Raw genomic sequence first — 17628 nt, 5'->3', positions numbered from 1 at the left:
CAGTGCAGACACGAAAGAGTATCCTTGATGGTCCCGAATGATTTCGCTGTCAAGGATTGCGCCGTATGGGCGATACGTACTTTCGCACTACAAACTACCATTTCACCGATCTGGACCCTCAGGCACAGGCCGCTTATGTAGACTCGCTGGCTGGACAAGCCCGGGCCAACAGCGCCTGTTTACGCTTCGATGTATTGCGCAAAGACCAGGCCCCAGGACAATGGGTGCTGCATGAAAGCTGGCGAGACTCCCAAAGCTGCAAGGACTTTCACGCCAGCGCCCCCGCTCGGACCCTGCAAAAAGCACGGGTCGAACAGAACCTGAACCATCCAGCCCAGCAAAAGGCTGCTGACAAGCCTGCGGCTGCGCGCCCGGCGTGCAAGAAGAGCAAGTGGGACCCCTACGTGTGGATCAGTATCGCCATGTGTATCGGGGTGATGGGCACGGCCCTGGCCAGCCCGCTATACCCGCTGTATCAGGACCGCTGGGACCTGAACGCCAGTCACATTACCCAACTGTACGTGGCCTATATGGCCGCTGGTTTGACGGGCCTGCTGTTTCTGGGCCGCTTGAGCGACATGAAAGGCTTTATGCCCGTGCTGCGTACCGGCCTGATTCTGGTGACCAGCGGCGTAACCCTGTCCGCCTTTGCCTGGAATGTAGGCAGCTTTGTGTTCAGCCGCATCATGATCGGGATGGCCTCCAGCATGATTGTGACTTCAGCCTCCATCGGTCTGGGGCAATTTAACCGGGGCGGAGACGTGCAACGTGCTGCCGCTACCACCTCACTGATGCTGGCCTTTGGTTTTGGCCTGGGCCCGGTCGTAGGCGGCCTGATTGCACAGTGGGTGCCAAATCCACTGTTCTCCAGCTATATCCCCTCCATGGCCCTGGGTGTGCTGGCCATCTATGCCCTGTTTCAGATCAAACCCATTGCCAGCAAACAGCCGGTACCGCAAAAGACCAACTGGCGCACCTGGATGCCGCGCCTGACACTGCCCGCCACCCATCTGCGCCGCCCTTATCTGATTGGCTGTTTGTCCGCCTGTTGCGCCTTTGCCATGTTCAGCCTGTTCGCCTCTCTGGCCCCCAGCTTCATGGCACAAATGGTGCCTTGGCACGGCCCGGCCACCAGCGGCTTTTCCATCGGGATTATTCTGTTCCTGTCCTCGGGCTTCCAGCTGCTGATCCGCCGCTGGCCCGCCAAGCGCAGCGTCATTGTGGGTCTGCTGTCCTTTACCCTGGCCTGTATCGCCTTGCTGATCAATCTGTGGGCCAGTTCCTCGTTGTTATTCATCCTGTGCGTGCTGCTGACCGCCTTTGGCCACGGCCTGTGCATGTACGGCGGCATGTCCATCGTGCAGCGTGTCTCGCCCCCGCATCAGCGTGCCGGCCTGACGTCTACCTACCTGATCACCGGCTATCTGGGTGCCATCCTGCCTATTCTGGGTCTGGGCTGGCTGGCCGACCATTTGGGTCTGGACCAGGGCCTGATGATCTTCTGCAGTCTGATCGCCACCGCCGCACTGACTGTTTCCATCATCGCCTATCTGACGCCGGTACTGCATAAACCAGCCTCTGCCTGAGCAGGCACCTTGGCAAGCCACAACCTCTGGCTGTGGCTTGCTCGCCATGCGAGCCCCCGTATATTCCCCTAGTCCATTCACGCCCCTTACTAGGGTTAGACCTGAAAAAGAAACACGTCCACCCTCAGTAGAATAAAGCCACTCCTGCAACGCTTCGCAACACAGAGCGACCGGACCCAAGTATCTCCCAAAAGAATAAGTAATCCTTATCAAGGAGGCATTATGGCTGTTGCATTAAACAAGCTGTTTGTCAGTCTGGGCGCGGCCTTGGCCTGCTCGGTTACCGCACAGGCAGCCGGTTATCCGGACCACCCCATCAATATGGTGGTACCTTTTGCGGCGGGCGGTCCCACGGACAACGTGGCACGCGCTCTGGCCGAAGCCATGCGCCCAGTTCTGGGTGAAACCATTGTGGTGGAAAACAAAGGCGGGGCAGGTGGCTCCATTGGCACTTCCCAGGTCGCCCGCGCCAAGCCGGATGGCTACAACATACTGCTGATGCACATCGGCTTTTCCACCGCCCCTTCGCTATACAAAAAGCCCGGCTATGACGCCATCAACGGCATGTCTCCCATCGGCCTGGTCGTTGACGTTCCCATGACCATCATTGCCCGTGAGGACTTCCCACCCAACAACATTCAGGAGCTGGTGCAGTACCTGAAGGACAACCAGGACAAGGTTTCCCTGGCCAACGCCGGGATTGGCGCGGCCAGCCACCTGTGCGGCACCATGTTCACTGAGGCACTGGGTATTGAACTGCTGACCGTGCCCTACAAAGGCACCGCCCCGGCCATCGCGGATTTGATGGGCAAGCAGGTGGACATCATGTGTGACCAAACCACCAACACCACCCAGCAAATCAAATCCGGCAAGGTGAAGGTCTATGCTGTCACCAGCCGCGAGCGCGTCCCGACCTTCCCGGACGTGCCCACCATGCAGGAGTCTGGTTTCAAGGACTTTGAAGTAGGCATCTGGCACGGCATGTGGGCACCAAAAGATACACCCCAGCCTGTCGTGGATACCCTGGTAAAAGCGCTTCAAGCCGGCATGGCCGACAAGGACTTCCAAAGCCGCATGGCCACCCTGGGCGCAACGGTCATGGACAAAGAAGCCAACCCGGCTGCCTTGCAAGCCAAGGTGGAGCAACAAGTGCCCCAGTGGGCCGCATTGTTCAAGAAAGTGGGCGTAGAGCCCCAATAAACTCTGTTAGCCCAAAGGCTTTTGAAAAGGACGCTTAGGCGTCCTTTTTTTCGGCTTTGGGGTGCTGTCTGCCGCAGCGGTGGAAAGCCGGTTCGGATAACCAGGAGACAATGCTCCAGCAAGCTCCCGGCGACTCAGGAAAATCCGATCAAAAAAGGCTCGAAGTCAACGACTAGAGAAAATCCGGCCAAGAGAGGCTCGGACTCTGCGAGTATCAATCCGTCTTTCGAACCGCCGTATCCAAAGCCTGCAACCGCGCCCAAAGCTCCTGGAAATCCAGATCCTGTGTGATCACTACCATGCGCCCTTGTTGATCCGGCCAGGGCCACTGCGGCACGGCCTGCCAAGGATAGGACTGATGTTGCACGGCATGAATCACCTGCGGCTGGTCCATGCCCTGGACGGGCAGAACAGCTTTAAGGCGCAATAGGCGAGGGCCTGCCCACTGGCACAGATCCGACAACCAGGATTGCAGTTTGTCGGCGGGCAGAGCTTGGGGGAACAGGGCGCTTAACGAGTAGATGGAATCTCCATGGCGGGAAACATCAGGCAGGCCGACCGCGGACTCGTTGGAGCTTGCTCCATGCAAGTGAGCAGACTCAAGACTGCTGGGCTGACTGTTGCCGTTGCCGTTGCCGTTGCCGTTGCCGTTGCCGTTGCCGTTGCCGTTGCCGTTGCCGTTGCCGTTGCCGTTGCCGTTGCCAGCCAGGGTACACGTGCCGTGGCTATGGCTATGGCTATGGCTATGGCTATGGCTATGCACATGATCGTGATCGCCAGTATCTTGCCCCAATGCCTCGAACGCTTCCAAGCTCCAGGCCCGACCTTGTCCGGCTTGCTCGCCCAAGCCCAACAAACTGGGCGCAACGGGCTGCGCGGCCGACAAAATCTGCTGCTGCGCCAAAGGATTCAAACCGCACACGTATTCACGCAGCGCCGTTTCCGCCCCTGCATCCACCCGGTCGCGCTTGCTGAACAGCAGCAGGTCTGCCACGGCCACCTGCCGTCGCGCTTCGGCATGGCGCGCCAGCGTTTCCAGCCCATGCTCCAGATCCACCACCGTCACCACACCCGCCAGGCTGTACTTCCCGGTCAGTTGCGGATCGCTTAACAAGGTATGCAAGATAGGGGCAGGATTGGCCAGCCCGGTCGTTTCAATCAGAACCCGTCGGAACTGTCTCTGGCCTGCCCGCGAAAAACGCCAGGTAATGTCGCGCAAGGTCTGTACCAGATCGCGCCGTATGGTGCAGCACAAGCAACCACTACCCATAGCCTCGATCACATTTTCCTGGCTATGCGCCACCAGATGATGGTCCAGCGCCGTCTGCCCAAACTCATTGATGATGACCAGGGTGTCGGCCATCTGCGCTTCTCGCAAAGCGCGATTGATCAAAGTCGTTTTCCCGCTGCCCAGAAAACCGGTCAACAATGTGACCGGGATAGGGCCTTGTGCAGATTTGGGCATCGTATTCATCCGGCTAATGGCCCGCCGTCGGGCCATTAGCCATTATACGAAGCCCAATACTGTCCCTTCTAGCGCAGAAACCGAGCCTCGATCTGCCGCATATGGGCATCGCCTTGCAAGCCAATAATGGTTTTGACGGAAGGCAGGCCGGAATCCACATTCTGAATGCCGCCATCCTGACGAATTTGGGCAAACACCGCTTGCATGGCCCCTACAGCCGCACGAATCGCATGATTGCCGTAAATCACCACGCCCACTTTGCCCAGTTGTGCAATGTCCGCCTCGGTCAGTTGAGGGTAGGCTGTTGGCACCAGCACCAACGGCACCTTGCCGGTCCAGGCCTGAACAAAAGACAGAATCTGATCTGGCGTAGCTTGTTTGGAGTGAATCAGAATGGCATCTGCACCCGCCTGCTCGTAAGCCAGCCCCCGCGTCAGGGCCTCCTCCTGCCCCAGGCCAGCGATCAGGGCCTCGACCCGCGCAATAATCAAGAAATCAGGGTCACGGCGCGCAGCACAAGCCGCCTCAATCTTGCCCTGGAACTCTTCAATCCGTACCAGCTCCTGACGCCCGTCCGCTCGCAAGCTGGTGTCTTTAGGGAAGGTTTTATCCTCCATCACAATGGCACTGGCACCCGCCGCTTCATACAGCGGGATGATATAGCTAACATTGACCGCGTTGCCAAAGCCGGTATCAATGTCGGCAATCAAAGGAATATCCACGCTTGAGGCAATCGCCCGCATCATCTCCAGGTGAGTTCCCATCGACAGGATATTGGCATCGGGCACGGCATAACTGGCTGACAACTCAAAACCGCTACCCCAAATCGCTCCGAAACCGGCATCCTGCGCCAGCCGAGCAGACAGGGGGTTATGTGCGGCCATCGCCGTCATCAAACGCCCTTGGGAGAAGGCTTCTTTCAACACCTGATTCTTTTTGCTATTCACACTATTTCTCCGTAAGGGGATCAGCTCAGTCGAGCAATGGCTTGGGCAATGCGGCTCATCGCCTCCTCCAGCTCCTGATCGCTGGAGGCATAAGACACCCGGAAGTGACCGGGTAGTTCAAATGCCGACCCTGGTACCACAGCCACCCCTGCACTGCGCAGGAAGTACATGCACAGATCCTTGTCGGTACTGATCAACTGACCGGAAGGGTCTCGCAAACCCAATACGCCCTGACAGCTGGGAAACACGTAAAACGCGCCCATGGGAAGATCACACTCAATCCCCGGCATGGCATTGAGCGCCGCCACCACCTTGTCACGGCGTCGGCGAAACGCTTCCACAAACTCAGGCAGAAAATCCATGGGGCCATCCAGTGCAGCCACGGCCGCTGCCTGACTAATGGAGCTGGTATGAGAGGTCGCTTGCGACTGCACCAGATTCATGGCCTTGATCAAAGGCAGCGGACCAGCGGCGAACCCCACCCGCCAGCCGGTCATCGCGTAGGCCTTGGAGACACCATTGATGGTCAATGTGCGCGCTGCCATGTACGGGGACAAGGCGGCAGGCGTGGCAAAGGGTTCGTCGCTATAGCGGATTTTTTCGTATACATCATCAGCCATCACCCAGACATGCGGATGGCGCAACAGCACTTGCTCCAACGCTTCCAGTTCCTGACGTGAATACACGGCACCACTGGGATTGGATGGAGAATTGAGCATCAGCCATTTGGTACGGGGGGTGATGGCGCGTTCAAGCTGATCGGCTTGCAGCTTGAAACCGGCTTGTGCACTGCAACGCACAATGACCGGCTGGCCACCTGCCAACAAGACCATTTCAGGATAGGAAACCCAGGCAGGGGTAGGGATAATGACCTCATCCCCGTCCTGCACCGTGGCCTGCAAGGCGTTATACAAGGCTTGCTTGGCCCCGCAGCCCACCTGGATCTGATCGGGGCTGAAGTGCAGGCCATTGTCACGCTCGAACTTGCGCACCACGGCCTCACGCAGGGCCAGGGTGCCAGCGACCTCGGTATAGCGGGACTCATTACGATCAATTGCTTCTTTAGCCGCCTGACGCACATGCTCGGGGGTCGCAAAGTCCGGCTCGCCTTGACTGAGGGTAATCACAGACTGCCCCTGTTGCCGCATTTGATTGGCCAGACGCGTCATCTCTTTGGTGGCCGATGCCTTGGCTCCCAACACGCGCTGGGCTAGCGCGATCTCTTCCTGACATTGCACAGAGCTCATTGTGTCCATCCTACTTTTACTTTGAAAATGAAACGGGTCAGCAGCAACGGCAAAAATATCGCCATCAACAGCACCAGGCTATATGCACTGGCCTGTGCCAAACGCCCACTGTCCACCAATTGAAAAACCTCGATAGGCAGGGTGCTCATCCCGCCAAAATACAGAACCACCGTGGCGGATAATTCCGACAGAGTCGTGATCCACATCAACACCGTGGCGGCAATTACGGCAGGCCATACCACCGGCAAAACGACCTTCGCAAAGGTTGGCATCGGCGCTACGCCCAGGCTGATGGAAGCCTCTTCGATGGAGCTACGCAAGTTATGTAAAGGTCCCATGGCTGCACGCACACTGGTGGGCACCCGGCGTAAAAAGTAAGCCAGCGCCATAATGACCCAACTGCCGGTCAGCACCAGCCAGCCACTGTTAAACACATTAATCAAGGCAATGCCCAATACGGTGCCCGCAATCGTCAAGGGCAACATGACCAGCACATCCAGACCTGTACTTAGACCGGAAGGACGCTTTACGATCAGATAGGCGGCCACGATGGAAAATACGGCACCGGCACTGGTCGCTGCGGCGCCCAGCAACAAGGAGTTGTACAAAGGCCCGGGTGCCTGCACCAAAGCTTGCTGCATATGGCTCAAGGTAAAGCCGCCATACTTCAGCACCGGTCCAATAGAGGGCGTAAATGCGGTAACAATCACCACCATCACGGGTAGCACTGACAGCAAAATCAGGATCGATACCAAAGAGGCGCACACAGCGGCCTGCCAGGCACGCAAGGGCACGCGCTCCGGAGCTCGTCCAGACTCCATCTGGTAGGTGCGTCGGGCTACAACCCACTTTTGAATCAGCAGCAAGGCCAAACCCAGAAACACCAGCAAAGAAGCCATGGTGGTCTGCATTTGCGGGTTACCGCCCATTTCGCTGACAAATTCGTTATAAGTCTTGACCGCCAGCACGGGGGTACGGGCTCCCAAAATGGCCGGAACGCCAAAATCCCCAATAACGTGCATGAAGACCAGCACCGCTGCACCGCATAAAGCCGGCATCATCAAAGGAAAGGTCACCGTGCGCAAGGTGCGAGCCGGGGAGCTACCCAGACTAAGCCCCGCCTCTTCCAGGTTGCGGTCCATGGACTTCAACCCTACCAGCACAGCGACATAGGCGTACACGTAGTTGTTCAAGGTCATCACAAACACCAGACCCCACCACGAATACAAAGAAGGCAGCTCCAGGCCCAAAGGAGCCAGCACGCTATTGAGCACGCCTTGTTTACCCAGCACCACAATCCAGGCTGCTGCAACCACCACGTCCGGAATGACCAAGGTCAGCAAAGGCAAGACGCCCAGGCAAGTAGCCAAGGGGAAGGAAAAACGAGCCGCAGCCAGAGCCAAACCAGCGCCCAGCACCAGGCTAAACACGGTTACGGCCCCACCCAGCCACAAGGTGTTGAACAAACTCTCCCGATAAGCAGGCTCGGAGAAAAACTGCACGTAGCCGTGCAAACCAAACTGACCATCCTTGTTGAACAGGGAGCTGGTCAGCATGGACAGGACCGGCCATAGCAAAAAGTAGCCCAGCAAAGCCACTGCACCCAGGGCCAGCATCAGCCAGGTTGGATCGCGTCGCAAAGAACCCAGCATCATGTGCGCTCCACCAAGAGAGCCGATTCGGGAACGCGCAATACCACCGCATCGCCCCGGGCCCAACTCTGACTGACACCGGTATTCCAGACCACTGCCCTCAGGAAACCGAACTCCGTGCGCAATTGATAAGCCGTGCTGGGACCCCGGTAATCCACGCTCTCAATCCGCGCCGCAATGTCACCCTCGCCCAGCGGGCGCACAGCATCCACACTCAGAGTTTCAGGCCGCAAGGCCAACATCGTCCGCTCGGTAAAACGTCCGACAGACTGAATACGCACAATGCCCCCCGCCGTACGGAACCGGCGGCAGCCATCTGCAGCCTGGCCGAGCTCCTCCTGCAGCTCGATCAGATTGGCCCCTCCCACAAAATCAGCCACAAAACTGTTGTCAGGGCAGCGGTAGATCTGCTCGGGCGTCCCGACCTGGCGGACGCAGCCTCTATCCATGACGGCAATGTAATCAGACACGCTCAGCGCTTCTTCCTGATCATGCGTCACAAACACGGTAGTAATGCCGGCTTCCTGCTGCAGGTCCCGCAGCATCTCGCGCAGATCGGTGCGCAGCTTTGCATCCAGGGCAGACAAGGGCTCATCCAGCAAGAGCAGATCGGGCTTGATCACCAAAGCGCGTGCCATGGCCACTCGCTGTCGCTGCCCACCGGACAAGGCCGACGGCAAAGCATCTGCCTTGTCCTTCAAGCCCACGCGCGCCAGCATTTCCAACGCGGGGACACGAGCCTGGGAGCGAGACTGGCCACGCGCCAGCAAACCGTAGCTGACGTTATCCAGCACGCTGCGATCCGGAAACAGCGCGTAATCCTGAAACACCATGCCCACATTGCGTTTATGCACAGGCACTCGCGTCATGTCTGTTTGGCCGAACAGCACCTTGCCATGATCAGGGCGCACAAACCCGGCCAGCATGCGCAGCAAGGTCGTCTTGCCACAACCCGATGGCCCCAGCAGGGTAAACAAGGAGCCACTGGGGATGTCCAGATCCAAGCCGTGAAACAAAGTTTGCGAGCCGTAGCTTTGCTCAATACCTGATAGATGTATCTGCATACCAGTCCCGCCTAGCGTTGGGAAACCAGTGCACGCCAACGTGCCAGGAAGTCTTCACGATCCGCACCCATACGATCATCATCCAGCGCATGCACACGGATCTGATCCATGGCAGGCAAGCTTGTCAGCGTATTGACGGCAATATCGCTGCGCAAAGGGCGACGGAACGCGCTTTTGAACACCTCTTCCTGCGCAGGGCGGGAGGCAAGGAAGTCATACAGCTTGCGAGCGGATTCGGGATTACGCCCGCCCTTGATCAAGGCCATGCCTTCCGGCGACAGGAAAGTGCCCTCTTTGGGGTAGACCAGGTCAATCGTATCCAGACCACCGGCCACATATTGATAGGCGGCATATTCCATCGTTACCGCAACCGCGAACTCGCCATTGGCAACGCCCTCGTAGGCACCGGAGGTGGTTCCGACCACCACTGCATTGCGCACAACCTTCTCAAACACCTCCTGGCCCATCAAATCCTGCAGGCCATACAAGGCAACATAAGAAGAGCTGCTGCGCTCCGGATCTGGAATCACGATCTTGCCCTTCCAGGCCGGATCAGCCAGATCCGCCCAGCTGTCAGGCGCCTTGAGTTTGCCCAACTGCCGCTCGTTAAGCATCAACACCGTGACATGGGTATTGGTACCCAACCAACGTTGCTCAGCTCCCTGATACTGGGCACCTACAGCACTGGCCTCGGGCGACGAATAGGGCGCCAGGTACTCGGCATACTGCGACAAGGTGGAAAACCCACCGGACCAGAACAAATCGCCCAAGGGTTGCTCTGCTTCGGCCTTGATACGCTGCATCAAGGCACCGGAACCAGCCCGCACCACGGACACCGATATCTCGGGGTGAACCTGACGGAACTGCTCGATCACCGTGTTCACCACATCGATGTTATTGGAGGAGTACAACACCACTTCATCCGCCTTGGCAGCCCCCGTACCCAAGCAGGAAAGCATGAGCAAAGCGGATAGATAAGGGAAACGGTTTTGCATGATTATTTCCTGTAATTTCAATAAAATTGCATGAAAATCATGGTATTTATCTTAGATGACCGTTCTGTTACACCCTACTTCCACCCCCTGCTAACCGTGACCCTATCATGAGTTTTAATCATGCTTGAGAATGTTCCTCTGGTTCCCTTGCGCGTATTTGTCGCGGTGGGCCGACAAGGCAATTTCACCCGAGCGGCCCAAAGCCTGGGGATCACCCAAAGCGCAGTTAGCCGACATATCGCCACCTTGGAAAAAGTCAGCAAACAGGCTCTGTTCATTCGGCGCGGCCCCTATATTGAGCTGACGGCAGCCGGCCTGCAGCTGTATGACACGGTCAAAGATGCCATGGCTACCCTGGAGATGGCCATTCAGCAAATCACCCATCAACAGGATCAGCATGAAAGGCTGCGAGTCCGCACCTCCATGCCCAGCTTTTCAATGACGGTGCTGGTGCCCATGCTTGGCCAGTTCACCGCCCAGCACCATATGCAAATTGATCTGATCACCAATCTGTCGCCACCCCGTCCTAATGAAGAGTTTGATGTGTTGATCAGCCGTGACTTGAGCCTGCCCGACAGCGAAAGCTGGGAGCTCATACGCGAAGAGCTGGTATGCGTGGCAGCACCTGCCTTGATCCAGCAGCACAGCGGGCAGGCCTGGGAACACTGGCCTATGGTGACCGCGCGCTCACGACCGGACATGTTGGGTTTATGGGCTTTGGATCAGGGTATTGAGCCTTCGCGGCTACTGATGAGCGCCACCTACGATCACCTGTTTTTCGCGATTGCCGGGGCCATTGCCGGTTCCGGATTTCTGGTTGTGCCGCGTTTACTGGTGATGGATCATCTACGCGATGGCGTCCTGCGAGAATTCGGCCCTGGCCAGGTGGCCACGGGCGCAAGCTACATGGCCTATGTCAACGCACAATCACCACAGCAAAGTGAGGCCCGCCAGTTTTGCCGATGGTTAAAGAGCAGCTTGCGACAACGCATTGCGCCTTGAGACCGTTCGCATCATTTCGCTGCTTCAATCAGGCTCTGCGACGTCGCAGTTGACTGATCCAGCTATAGGCACTGACCAGGGTAATGCCCATCAACACCAGTAAAGCGCCCATCACAAAACGGGGTTCTATGGCCTCGCCCAGCAGGAAAGCGCCGAATAAAACACCGAACAAAGGGGTTGCGAAGGAAAACACCCCCAGGCGCGACGCCTGATAATTACGCAGCAACCAGAACCAGACCAGAAAACTCAAGAACGCCACCACCACAGACTGGAACACCAGGCTGGCGCCCAGCAAGCCGGACCAATTAATATCGGTTTGCCCGGTCACGACAGCGGCCACCATCAAAATCACAAAAGCGCTGAATAGCTGATACAGCAAGGCTTCCGAAGGCGGCACAGCAGACAGGCGCGTGCTGCGGATCAGTACGGTGGTAAAGCCCCACAAGGCTCCGGCAGCCAAGGCCATCAAGTCCCCGATCAACATGCGTCCCAGATCAGCCCCGTCCATGCTGGCCGGGCCCAAAAAGGTAATGGCGATACCCGCCACCGCCAGCCCGATCCCTACCCATTGCAAGCGGGCCAGACGCTCGGACGGCAAGAGAATATGCAGGCCCAAAGCCGCAAACACGGGCGCGGTATATAAAAACACCACCACGTGCGCTGCGGAGGTAAAACGCAGGCTCTCACCCAGCAGCAAATACTCCAGCGCAAACAGCAAACCGGCCATCAGCCCCGGCTTCCAGGCCCCTTCGGTGAAGGCAAGCTTGTGCGTGCGCACCAGAACCAGCAAAGCCACCAGCACACAGGCCACACCCGAGCGCAAACCGATCTGAAAAATAGGCGCCATGTCATTGGCCGTGGCCTTGAGCAAAATCTGCTGAAAGCTCCAGATCAGGCACAGGACCAGCATGGCGCCGCTGGCCAACGCATCCAGCGGTTTACGTTCTTCGCTCATGGTTTTTTTATCCGAAAAATAGCGTGCTTTCCCCTATGACCGAACAGGGGCAGAGGGGGGGGGCAAAAAATGATTATCCGTGAAATTTTCCCGAATCAAAACGGGGCAAAACTTTCTTTACCCTCGGATAAGCCTTAATTGATATATCAAAAACCCCTCCCTAGAATCATTTAAGCCTAAAAAACAGGAAAAGGCTTGGGAGACAGACATGACGCTTAGCAATACCGACCGGGTACGAATCGAACTGGAGCACCGCATTGCCAGCGGTGATCTGCCGCCGGGCAGCGCCATTGATGAATCCTTGCTGTGCACGTTTTTCCGGGTATCACGCACCCCGGTGCGCGAAGCCTTGCTGCAACTGGCGGCCACCGGGCAAGTGCGCATCGCCCCACGCGCCGGGATTTTTGTCACCCAGCACACCATTGAAGAACTGGAAGAAATGCTGGAAACCCTGGCCTTGCTGGAAGGTGCCTGTACGCAACTGGCGGCCTACCGCATCAGCAATGCCCAGATTCGCGAACTGGAGCGTTTGCAAAAGCGCGGTGCCAAGGCCCTGCAGGACAAAAGCCTGGCTGACTACGCCACGTACAACGCCGAATTGCACGCCCTGATTCACAGCATTGCCGGCAATACCTTCATGGTGCAGCAAATTGAACATCTGCGCCGTCTGACCAACCCTTACCGCCACCGCCATCTGGATCAGGAAAACCGCATGGAGCAGTCCTGGCATGAACATCAGGCACTGACCCAGGCCCTGGCCCAACGTGACGGCCCCAGCGCCATGCAGGCAGCGGCCAGCCATGTGCTGTCCGGGGCCGAATCCCTGCGTCGTGTCGCCCAAGCCCATCCCGAGAAATGGGAGTTCGACAAGCGCGAGCGCTATAGCTGGCTAAACGCCCAGCTCAACCCTTTAGCCGGGTTTTATATGCGGCACTGAATTAATAATTAGCTAAAAAAACTACCACTCATACCGAGGAGACTTTCTCATGTTTGCAAGCCGTTTCACACGGCGTGCGCTGGCTGCGCTCGCCCTGACATTAAGCCCTGTGGCCGCTTTACACGCTGCCGAACCCATTCGCCTGGTCGTGGGTTTTGCCCCCGGCGGCGGGGTCGACACCCTGGCCCGCGTCACCGCTCAGGCGCTAAGCAAGGAGCTGGACCGCACCGTGATTGTGGAAAACAAATCCGGCGCAGGCGGCACCATTTCTGCCGACTACGTATCCAAATCCCAGGCCGATGGCAACACGCTGCTGTTTGCCGATACCTCCTTGCTGGTCGCCCCATATATTTACCCGGCGCTGCGCTACGACTTGCAGCGTGACTTCGCCCCTATCGGTATGGTGGGCCAGTCTGATCTGGCGCTGGCCGTTCCGGGCGACAGCCCTGTCAAAACCGTGGCCGAATTGATCGAGGCCATCCGCAAGGCGCCCCCTCAAACAGAAACCTTCGCCTCGGTGGGCGTAGGCTCGGTGCACCATCTGGGTGGTGAACTGTTCGCCTTGCAGACCAAAACCGAACTGGTGCACGTTCCTTACCGCGGTGGCGCTCCCGCCAGTCAGGCTCTGGCCTCCGGTGAAGTGTCCATGTCCTTTGCCAGCCTGGCTTCCTCGATTGGCCTGGCCAACTCCGGCCGCATTCGTCTGCTGGCCACCTTGTCCGAGCGCCGCTTCCCCGGCATGCCCGATCTGCCCAGCGTCTCGGAAACCATTCCTGGCTATAGCGTGACACCGTCACTGTTCATGCTGGCCCCACAAAACGTGGACCCGGCCTTGATCGCCACCGTCAGCAAGGCCTTGGAAAACAGCATGCAGCAAAAGCAAGTACAGGATGCCTTTCTGGCCCAAGGTTCGGTAGCCGGTTATCAAGATGCCCAGGCCACCGAAAAATGGCTGGGTGAAGAAACAGAACGCTGGGCCAATGTCATCAAGACCGCCCAACTCGACTTTAAACAATGAAACAAGCAGCTACTGTTATGACGACTGACAACTCTGGCGCCCAGCGCCCCGTACTTGGCCTGATCGTGCCGCCAGCCGCCGGTCTGGTGCCTCCGGAAGGTCCGGAAATGTACCCGGAAATCGATTTCATCGCCCAAGGTCTGGCGCTCAGTTCGGTGGACAAGGAAGGCTATGACCAGGTTATTGACCAGGTGGTGGAAGCAGCCCAGAAACTGGCTGCCCGTGGCGCCCAGGCCGTGTCCTTGATGGGAACATCGCTGAGCTTTTACCGTGGCTCGGACTTTAACGAAGAGCTGGTGACACGTCTGCGCGAATCCACCGGCTTGCCATGCTCCACCATGAGCCATGCCATCTTGCGCGGTCTGCGTGTCAGCGGCATCGAACGGGTAGCGGTGGCCTCGTCCTATATTGATGACGTAAACCAGCGCCTGGTCCGATTTCTGGGCCAGAACCAGATCCAGGCCGTCTGCGCTTATGGACTAGGCGTTAACGACGTCACGGCCATGTCGAAAATCAGCACGCAGGAGCTGGTAGACCTGTGTCTGAAGACGTGGGACATCGCCCAAGAGCAGGCCCCCGGTCAGGCACAAGGTTTGCTGCTGTCTTGCGGAGGCCTGGTATCGCTGGAAGCCGTACGTCAGGTCGAGGACAAACTGGGCGTCACTGTCGTGTCCAGCTCGCCTGCTGGCTTCTGGGATCTGGTGGCGACAGCTGGCCTGGATTTATTTCCGCAAGGGATGGGACGACTGGCACAAGAGCGTCAAACCGCCTGATACCTCGATGTAGATAGCCCCTTGTCCGCAAACGCGGATAGGGGCACGTAACACGCTATTTGCGGACACTAACGCCAGGCAGATTGTGCCGCCCCACAGGCCGTCGTGACCTGTTTGGCATCAAAACAAGGCAAAGGGCTGTCTCACCAAGGCTCGGGCTGGGCCACGTCCAGCTTATGTTGCTCATCATACGTAGTCATGCCCCCCCAAAGGTTGGAGCAGTCTCCAACTTCTGGGTTGCAAGCCAAGCTGGGTGTGGGACTTATTGTTCAGACCTCTGCAACATCAAAAGCGATGCGCCCGCAGCGCACTCAAGCGCGGTCCGACAAAATACCTTCTCCCGCCCTGGTCGCCGGTCCGCTGACCGCCCCCAAGCAGAGCCGTTTTATCTAGGCTCGACCAGCGGACAAAAAACCCGCACGCGCCTGGGCTCCTTCTACACTGTCGCGACACACCAGCGCCTGATCGGCATCCATATAAATGCCCAGACGGTTCATGGCATTGGCGACCTGATTCACCGACTCCTTGGTCATGCGGATAATCGCCGCAGGCGACTCCGAAGCCCGCTTGGCCAAAGACTGTGCCACCGCCACGGCCTGACCAGGCTCGCAGACCTCATCCAGCAGGCCCCAGTCCAGCGCCTGTTCAGCACCGAAGCGTTCGGCCAGCAAGATGGCACGTTTGGTGCGAGCGGCACCCAGCATGTTCACCATGCGTGGAATGGCGCCCCAGCCCATGTTCAGGCCCACCTTGGCTTCAGGTAGATACAAAAAGGATGACTGCGATGCCACACGCCAATCACACGCCAGCGCCAGAGCAACCGAACCACCGACGGCGGCGCCTTCAATGGCGGCAATCGTCAACTGAGGCAGTTCCTCCCACAGGCGACACAAGCGTGCACCACGCTGGGCCACATCACGGCGTTCCAGCAAGCCTGCCTGCTCGTCGTTCCACTTTTGCGGGTCTTTCAGATCAATCCCGGCCGAGAAAATATCCTTGGCCCCGGTCAGCACCACGGTGTGAATCTCCAGCGACAAGGCCAGATCCTGCGCCACCTGCGTCAAGGCCAGCAAGGTGTCCTGATCAATAGCATTGCGGTTCACGCCGCGATCAAAGCGCACCAGCGCATGGTCGCCCGTCACCTTGACCGTCACACTGCGGCCATATTTGCGTTTCATGAATGTCTCCCCAAAGGTTCGGAAAAATCAGCTCTGCGAGCGGTGGCTCCCATCACTGCGCGACAGGCGCGTGACGTAGCGGAACTCATAAGGTGGGTAAAAGCTGACCGCCACTTCCATGACCTTGCCCGCCAGATTGCGGAAGGTACGGATAATCAGCAGCGCCGGGTCGGAGTCCTCGTAGCCCAGAAAGCGGGCAACATGCGGGGGAAAGCGCGAGGCGGAGATTTCCATCTCGATGGTTTCCACCACTTCGCCACAGTGCTCCTCCAACAGCGGATACACACCACCGGGCTGGGTGGAAATCAGGTCAGCCACCGCCTGGTATTCCTTGCGCAGATAAATATCTGTCCAAGAAATGCCGCGCTTGCTGCCCGGCACACTACGGTAGGTTTCCACCTTCACCCAATCTGCCGGCTCACCGTCCAGCGCGGTTTCAGGCGGCTGCTTATCCACACAAACCGCCTTTTTATGCACGTGCAAATCGGTAAATTCCAGATAGCGCTGCAACTGGTCCGTGGTGTCCAGCGCCAGGCCAAATTGCGGCTTGGGATGCTGGCGTATCACGGTGGTACCGGCACGGCGACGCCGCTCGATCAAACCCAGATCGGTCAGCTTGCGTATGGCTTCACGCGCCGTGTGCCGACCGACCCCGTACATCTCGCACAGCTCCATCTCGGTGGGCAGCTTGGAACCGACGGGGTAATGGCCCGAACGGATCAGCTCCAACAAGCGATCGCTCATGTTCTGATACAGGGTTGGCTTGGCGCTGGACTGGGATTCGGTGTTTGCCATACGGTTTTCAGCTTAAAGAGACAGGCGGCGCATCGCAGCCAGGGTGTCGCGGGTGAACTGCTCAGGACATTCACTTTGGGGAAAATGCCCGATGCCCGGCCATTCTATATATTCCACCGGAACTTTGCCTTCTCGCAGCAAGCGTTCGACCTCTCTGGCGGACTCTGGCGGCACGGACCAGTCCTCGCTGCCTTCCACGATCACCACCGGGCAGCGGATATCGTCCAGAATCTGTTCCATGCGAAAACCACCAAAAGCGCAGATATCCGCAAAGGCCACCGCCGGAATGCAACGACGGGCATCCGTCACCACTTCCAGCGCACGGGCCGGGTCGGACAGGGTGCCCATCAAGGTGCGAAAGGTCACTTCAAACCAGTCTCCCGGATTAATACGCGCCATCTCCAGAATGCGCGGGTTATAGCCGGAGGATTTCACTACGTTCACCGAAGCGCCATCGACCAGCACCAGGCCACGAATACGCTCGGGCGCCATGGCAGCGGCCTGGGCGACAACACCCCCGCCCATGGAGTGTCCCATCAAGACCGGATTCTGGATACCTGCCGCATCCAGAAATTGCAGCAGATACTGAGCGTTTTGCGGGGTGGCGGTATGAGGTCCACCCAATGGCATGCCGCTCTTGCCGTGACCGGGTAAATCCAGCGCATACACCGTGTAAAAGGGCGCAAAGTGGTCCAGCACATATTGCCAGGACAGACTGTCCTGACTGGCGCCGTGCACCATCACCAAGGCCGGACCGGAACCGGCCAGATCGTAATAGGCGCGGATACCATCCGCGGTTGTCACATAAGGCATG

The 17628-nt window shown here is 58.1% G+C and carries 16 protein-coding genes; 6 read left to right on the top strand and 10 right to left on the bottom strand.

Annotated elements, in window-relative coordinates:
- The first annotated feature begins 65 nt into the window (after window positions 1–65).
- Together WFM49_RS13895 and WFM49_RS13890 are read left to right on the top strand one after the other, a co-directional pair.
- Window positions 66–1586, top strand: a complete 1521-nt coding sequence (locus WFM49_RS13895) for an MFS transporter (RefSeq protein ID WP_336973817.1) — start codon at window positions 66–68, stop codon at window positions 1584–1586.
- Window positions 1587–1808: 222 nt separating this feature from the next.
- Window positions 1809–2786: a tripartite tricarboxylate transporter substrate binding protein BugD gene (locus tag WFM49_RS13890; protein WP_009463834.1), complete on the top strand. Its 978-nt coding sequence runs from the start codon at window positions 1809–1811 to the stop codon at window positions 2784–2786.
- Between the two features lie 214 nt (window positions 2787–3000).
- Here the strand turns inward: WFM49_RS13890 and WFM49_RS13885 are convergent, their stop codons facing one another.
- The 6 genes from WFM49_RS13885 to WFM49_RS13860 form a co-directional block, all read right to left on the bottom strand.
- On the bottom strand, window positions 3001–4251 hold the full coding sequence (locus tag WFM49_RS13885; RefSeq protein WP_336973815.1) for a CobW family GTP-binding protein: 1251 nt from the start codon (window positions 4249–4251) through the stop codon (window positions 3001–3003).
- 68 nt (window positions 4252–4319) lie between these two features.
- The gene (locus tag WFM49_RS13880; protein ID WP_336973811.1) at window positions 4320–5198 is read right to left on the bottom strand and encodes a phosphonopyruvate hydrolase; all 879 of its coding nucleotides are present in this window, start codon (window positions 5196–5198) and stop codon (window positions 4320–4322) included.
- Between the two features lie 20 nt (window positions 5199–5218).
- Window positions 5219–6445: a pyridoxal phosphate-dependent aminotransferase gene (locus WFM49_RS13875; protein ID WP_239054942.1), complete on the bottom strand. Its 1227-nt coding sequence runs from the start codon at window positions 6443–6445 to the stop codon at window positions 5219–5221.
- Window positions 6442–8100, bottom strand: coding sequence for an ABC transporter permease (locus tag WFM49_RS13870; protein ID WP_336973808.1), 1659 nt, complete (start codon window positions 8098–8100; stop codon window positions 6442–6444). Before WFM49_RS13870 ends, WFM49_RS13875 begins: the two co-directional genes overlap by 4 nt.
- Window positions 8097–9161, bottom strand: coding sequence for an ABC transporter ATP-binding protein (locus WFM49_RS13865; RefSeq protein WP_021447151.1), 1065 nt, complete (start codon window positions 9159–9161; stop codon window positions 8097–8099). Before WFM49_RS13865 ends, WFM49_RS13870 begins: the two co-directional genes overlap by 4 nt.
- Window positions 9162–9172: 11 nt before the next feature.
- Complete coding sequence (locus WFM49_RS13860) at window positions 9173–10156, bottom strand: ABC transporter substrate-binding protein (protein ID WP_021447152.1); 984 nt, start codon at window positions 10154–10156, stop codon at window positions 9173–9175.
- Between the two features lie 120 nt (window positions 10157–10276).
- On the opposite strand from WFM49_RS13860, the gene WFM49_RS13855 reads away from it, so the two are divergent.
- Window positions 10277–11158: a LysR family transcriptional regulator gene (locus tag WFM49_RS13855; protein WP_009461478.1), complete on the top strand. Its 882-nt coding sequence runs from the start codon at window positions 10277–10279 to the stop codon at window positions 11156–11158.
- A 28-nt stretch (window positions 11159–11186) separates the two neighbouring features.
- On the opposite strand, the gene WFM49_RS13850 is transcribed toward WFM49_RS13855, so the two are convergent.
- On the bottom strand, window positions 11187–12113 hold the full coding sequence (locus WFM49_RS13850) for a DMT family transporter (RefSeq protein ID WP_250756388.1): 927 nt from the start codon (window positions 12111–12113) through the stop codon (window positions 11187–11189).
- A 208-nt stretch (window positions 12114–12321) separates the two neighbouring features.
- Here WFM49_RS13850 and WFM49_RS13845 point away from each other — a divergent pair, with 208 nt between their 5' ends.
- Genes WFM49_RS13845 through WFM49_RS13835 form a run of 3 tightly spaced genes read left to right on the top strand, consistent with a single transcriptional unit; the run spans window position 12322 to window position 14841 of the window.
- Window positions 12322–13050, top strand: a complete 729-nt coding sequence (locus WFM49_RS13845) for a GntR family transcriptional regulator (RefSeq protein WP_009461474.1) — start codon at window positions 12322–12324, stop codon at window positions 13048–13050.
- Window positions 13051–13099: 49 nt separating this feature from the next.
- On the top strand, window positions 13100–14068 hold the full coding sequence (locus WFM49_RS13840) for a Bug family tripartite tricarboxylate transporter substrate binding protein (protein ID WP_009461472.1): 969 nt from the start codon (window positions 13100–13102) through the stop codon (window positions 14066–14068).
- Between the two features lie 17 nt (window positions 14069–14085).
- Window positions 14086–14841, top strand: a complete 756-nt coding sequence (locus tag WFM49_RS13835) for an arylmalonate decarboxylase (RefSeq protein ID WP_336973803.1) — start codon at window positions 14086–14088, stop codon at window positions 14839–14841.
- 389 nt (window positions 14842–15230) lie between these two features.
- Here the strand turns inward: WFM49_RS13835 and WFM49_RS13830 are convergent, their stop codons facing one another.
- From WFM49_RS13830 to WFM49_RS13820, 3 genes are read right to left on the bottom strand one after another with little or no spacing between them, the layout of a single operon-like run.
- A complete protein-coding gene (locus WFM49_RS13830) occupies window positions 15231–16019 on the bottom strand; it encodes an enoyl-CoA hydratase/isomerase family protein (RefSeq protein WP_021447154.1) in 789 nt (262 codons plus the stop codon).
- 27 nt (window positions 16020–16046) lie between these two features.
- Window positions 16047–16814, bottom strand: a complete 768-nt coding sequence (locus tag WFM49_RS13825) for a GntR family transcriptional regulator (RefSeq protein WP_009461466.1) — start codon at window positions 16812–16814, stop codon at window positions 16047–16049.
- 12 nt (window positions 16815–16826) lie between these two features.
- On the bottom strand, window positions 16827–17627 hold the full coding sequence (locus WFM49_RS13820) for an alpha/beta fold hydrolase (RefSeq protein ID WP_009461464.1): 801 nt from the start codon (window positions 17625–17627) through the stop codon (window positions 16827–16829).
- Between the last annotated feature and the right edge of the window lies 1 nt (window position 17628).

It is taken from the genome of Alcaligenes sp. PF14, from assembly GCF_037150615.1.
Classification (GTDB): domain Bacteria; phylum Pseudomonadota; class Gammaproteobacteria; order Burkholderiales; family Burkholderiaceae_B; genus Alcaligenes; species Alcaligenes phenolicus.
The sequence above is the reverse complement of the archived record's forward strand: the minus strand, read 5'-3'. Positions and strand labels throughout refer to the sequence as shown.

Excerpts from the sequence above, each read along its gene's own strand:
- WFM49_RS13895 (WP_336973817.1), top strand. The coding sequence starts at position 66 with ATGGGCGATACGTACTTTCGCACTACAAACTACCATTTCACCGATCTG.
- WFM49_RS13890 (WP_009463834.1), top strand. The coding sequence starts at position 1,809 with ATGGCTGTTGCATTAAACAAGCTGTTTGTCAGTCTGGGCGCGGCCTTG.
- WFM49_RS13885 (WP_336973815.1), bottom strand. The coding sequence starts at position 4,251 with ATGCCCAAATCTGCACAAGGCCCTATCCCGGTCACATTGTTGACCGGT.
- WFM49_RS13875 (WP_239054942.1), bottom strand. The coding sequence starts at position 6,445 with ATGAGCTCTGTGCAATGTCAGGAAGAGATCGCGCTAGCCCAGCGCGTG.
- WFM49_RS13870 (WP_336973808.1), bottom strand. The coding sequence starts at position 8,100 with ATGATGCTGGGTTCTTTGCGACGCGATCCAACCTGGCTGATGCTGGCC.
- WFM49_RS13865 (WP_021447151.1), bottom strand. The coding sequence starts at position 9,161 with ATGCAGATACATCTATCAGGTATTGAGCAAAGCTACGGCTCGCAAACT.
- WFM49_RS13860 (WP_021447152.1), bottom strand. The coding sequence starts at position 10,156 with ATGCAAAACCGTTTCCCTTATCTATCCGCTTTGCTCATGCTTTCCTGC.
- WFM49_RS13855 (WP_009461478.1), top strand. The coding sequence starts at position 10,277 with ATGCTTGAGAATGTTCCTCTGGTTCCCTTGCGCGTATTTGTCGCGGTG.
- WFM49_RS13850 (WP_250756388.1), bottom strand. The coding sequence starts at position 12,113 with ATGAGCGAAGAACGTAAACCGCTGGATGCGTTGGCCAGCGGCGCCATG.
- WFM49_RS13845 (WP_009461474.1), top strand. The coding sequence starts at position 12,322 with ATGACGCTTAGCAATACCGACCGGGTACGAATCGAACTGGAGCACCGC.
- WFM49_RS13840 (WP_009461472.1), top strand. The coding sequence starts at position 13,100 with ATGTTTGCAAGCCGTTTCACACGGCGTGCGCTGGCTGCGCTCGCCCTG.
- WFM49_RS13835 (WP_336973803.1), top strand. The coding sequence starts at position 14,086 with ATGACGACTGACAACTCTGGCGCCCAGCGCCCCGTACTTGGCCTGATC.
- WFM49_RS13830 (WP_021447154.1), bottom strand. The coding sequence starts at position 16,019 with ATGAAACGCAAATATGGCCGCAGTGTGACGGTCAAGGTGACGGGCGAC.
- WFM49_RS13825 (WP_009461466.1), bottom strand. The coding sequence starts at position 16,814 with ATGGCAAACACCGAATCCCAGTCCAGCGCCAAGCCAACCCTGTATCAG.
- WFM49_RS13820 (WP_009461464.1), bottom strand. The coding sequence starts at position 17,627 with ATGCCTTATGTGACAACCGCGGATGGTATCCGCGCCTATTACGATCTG.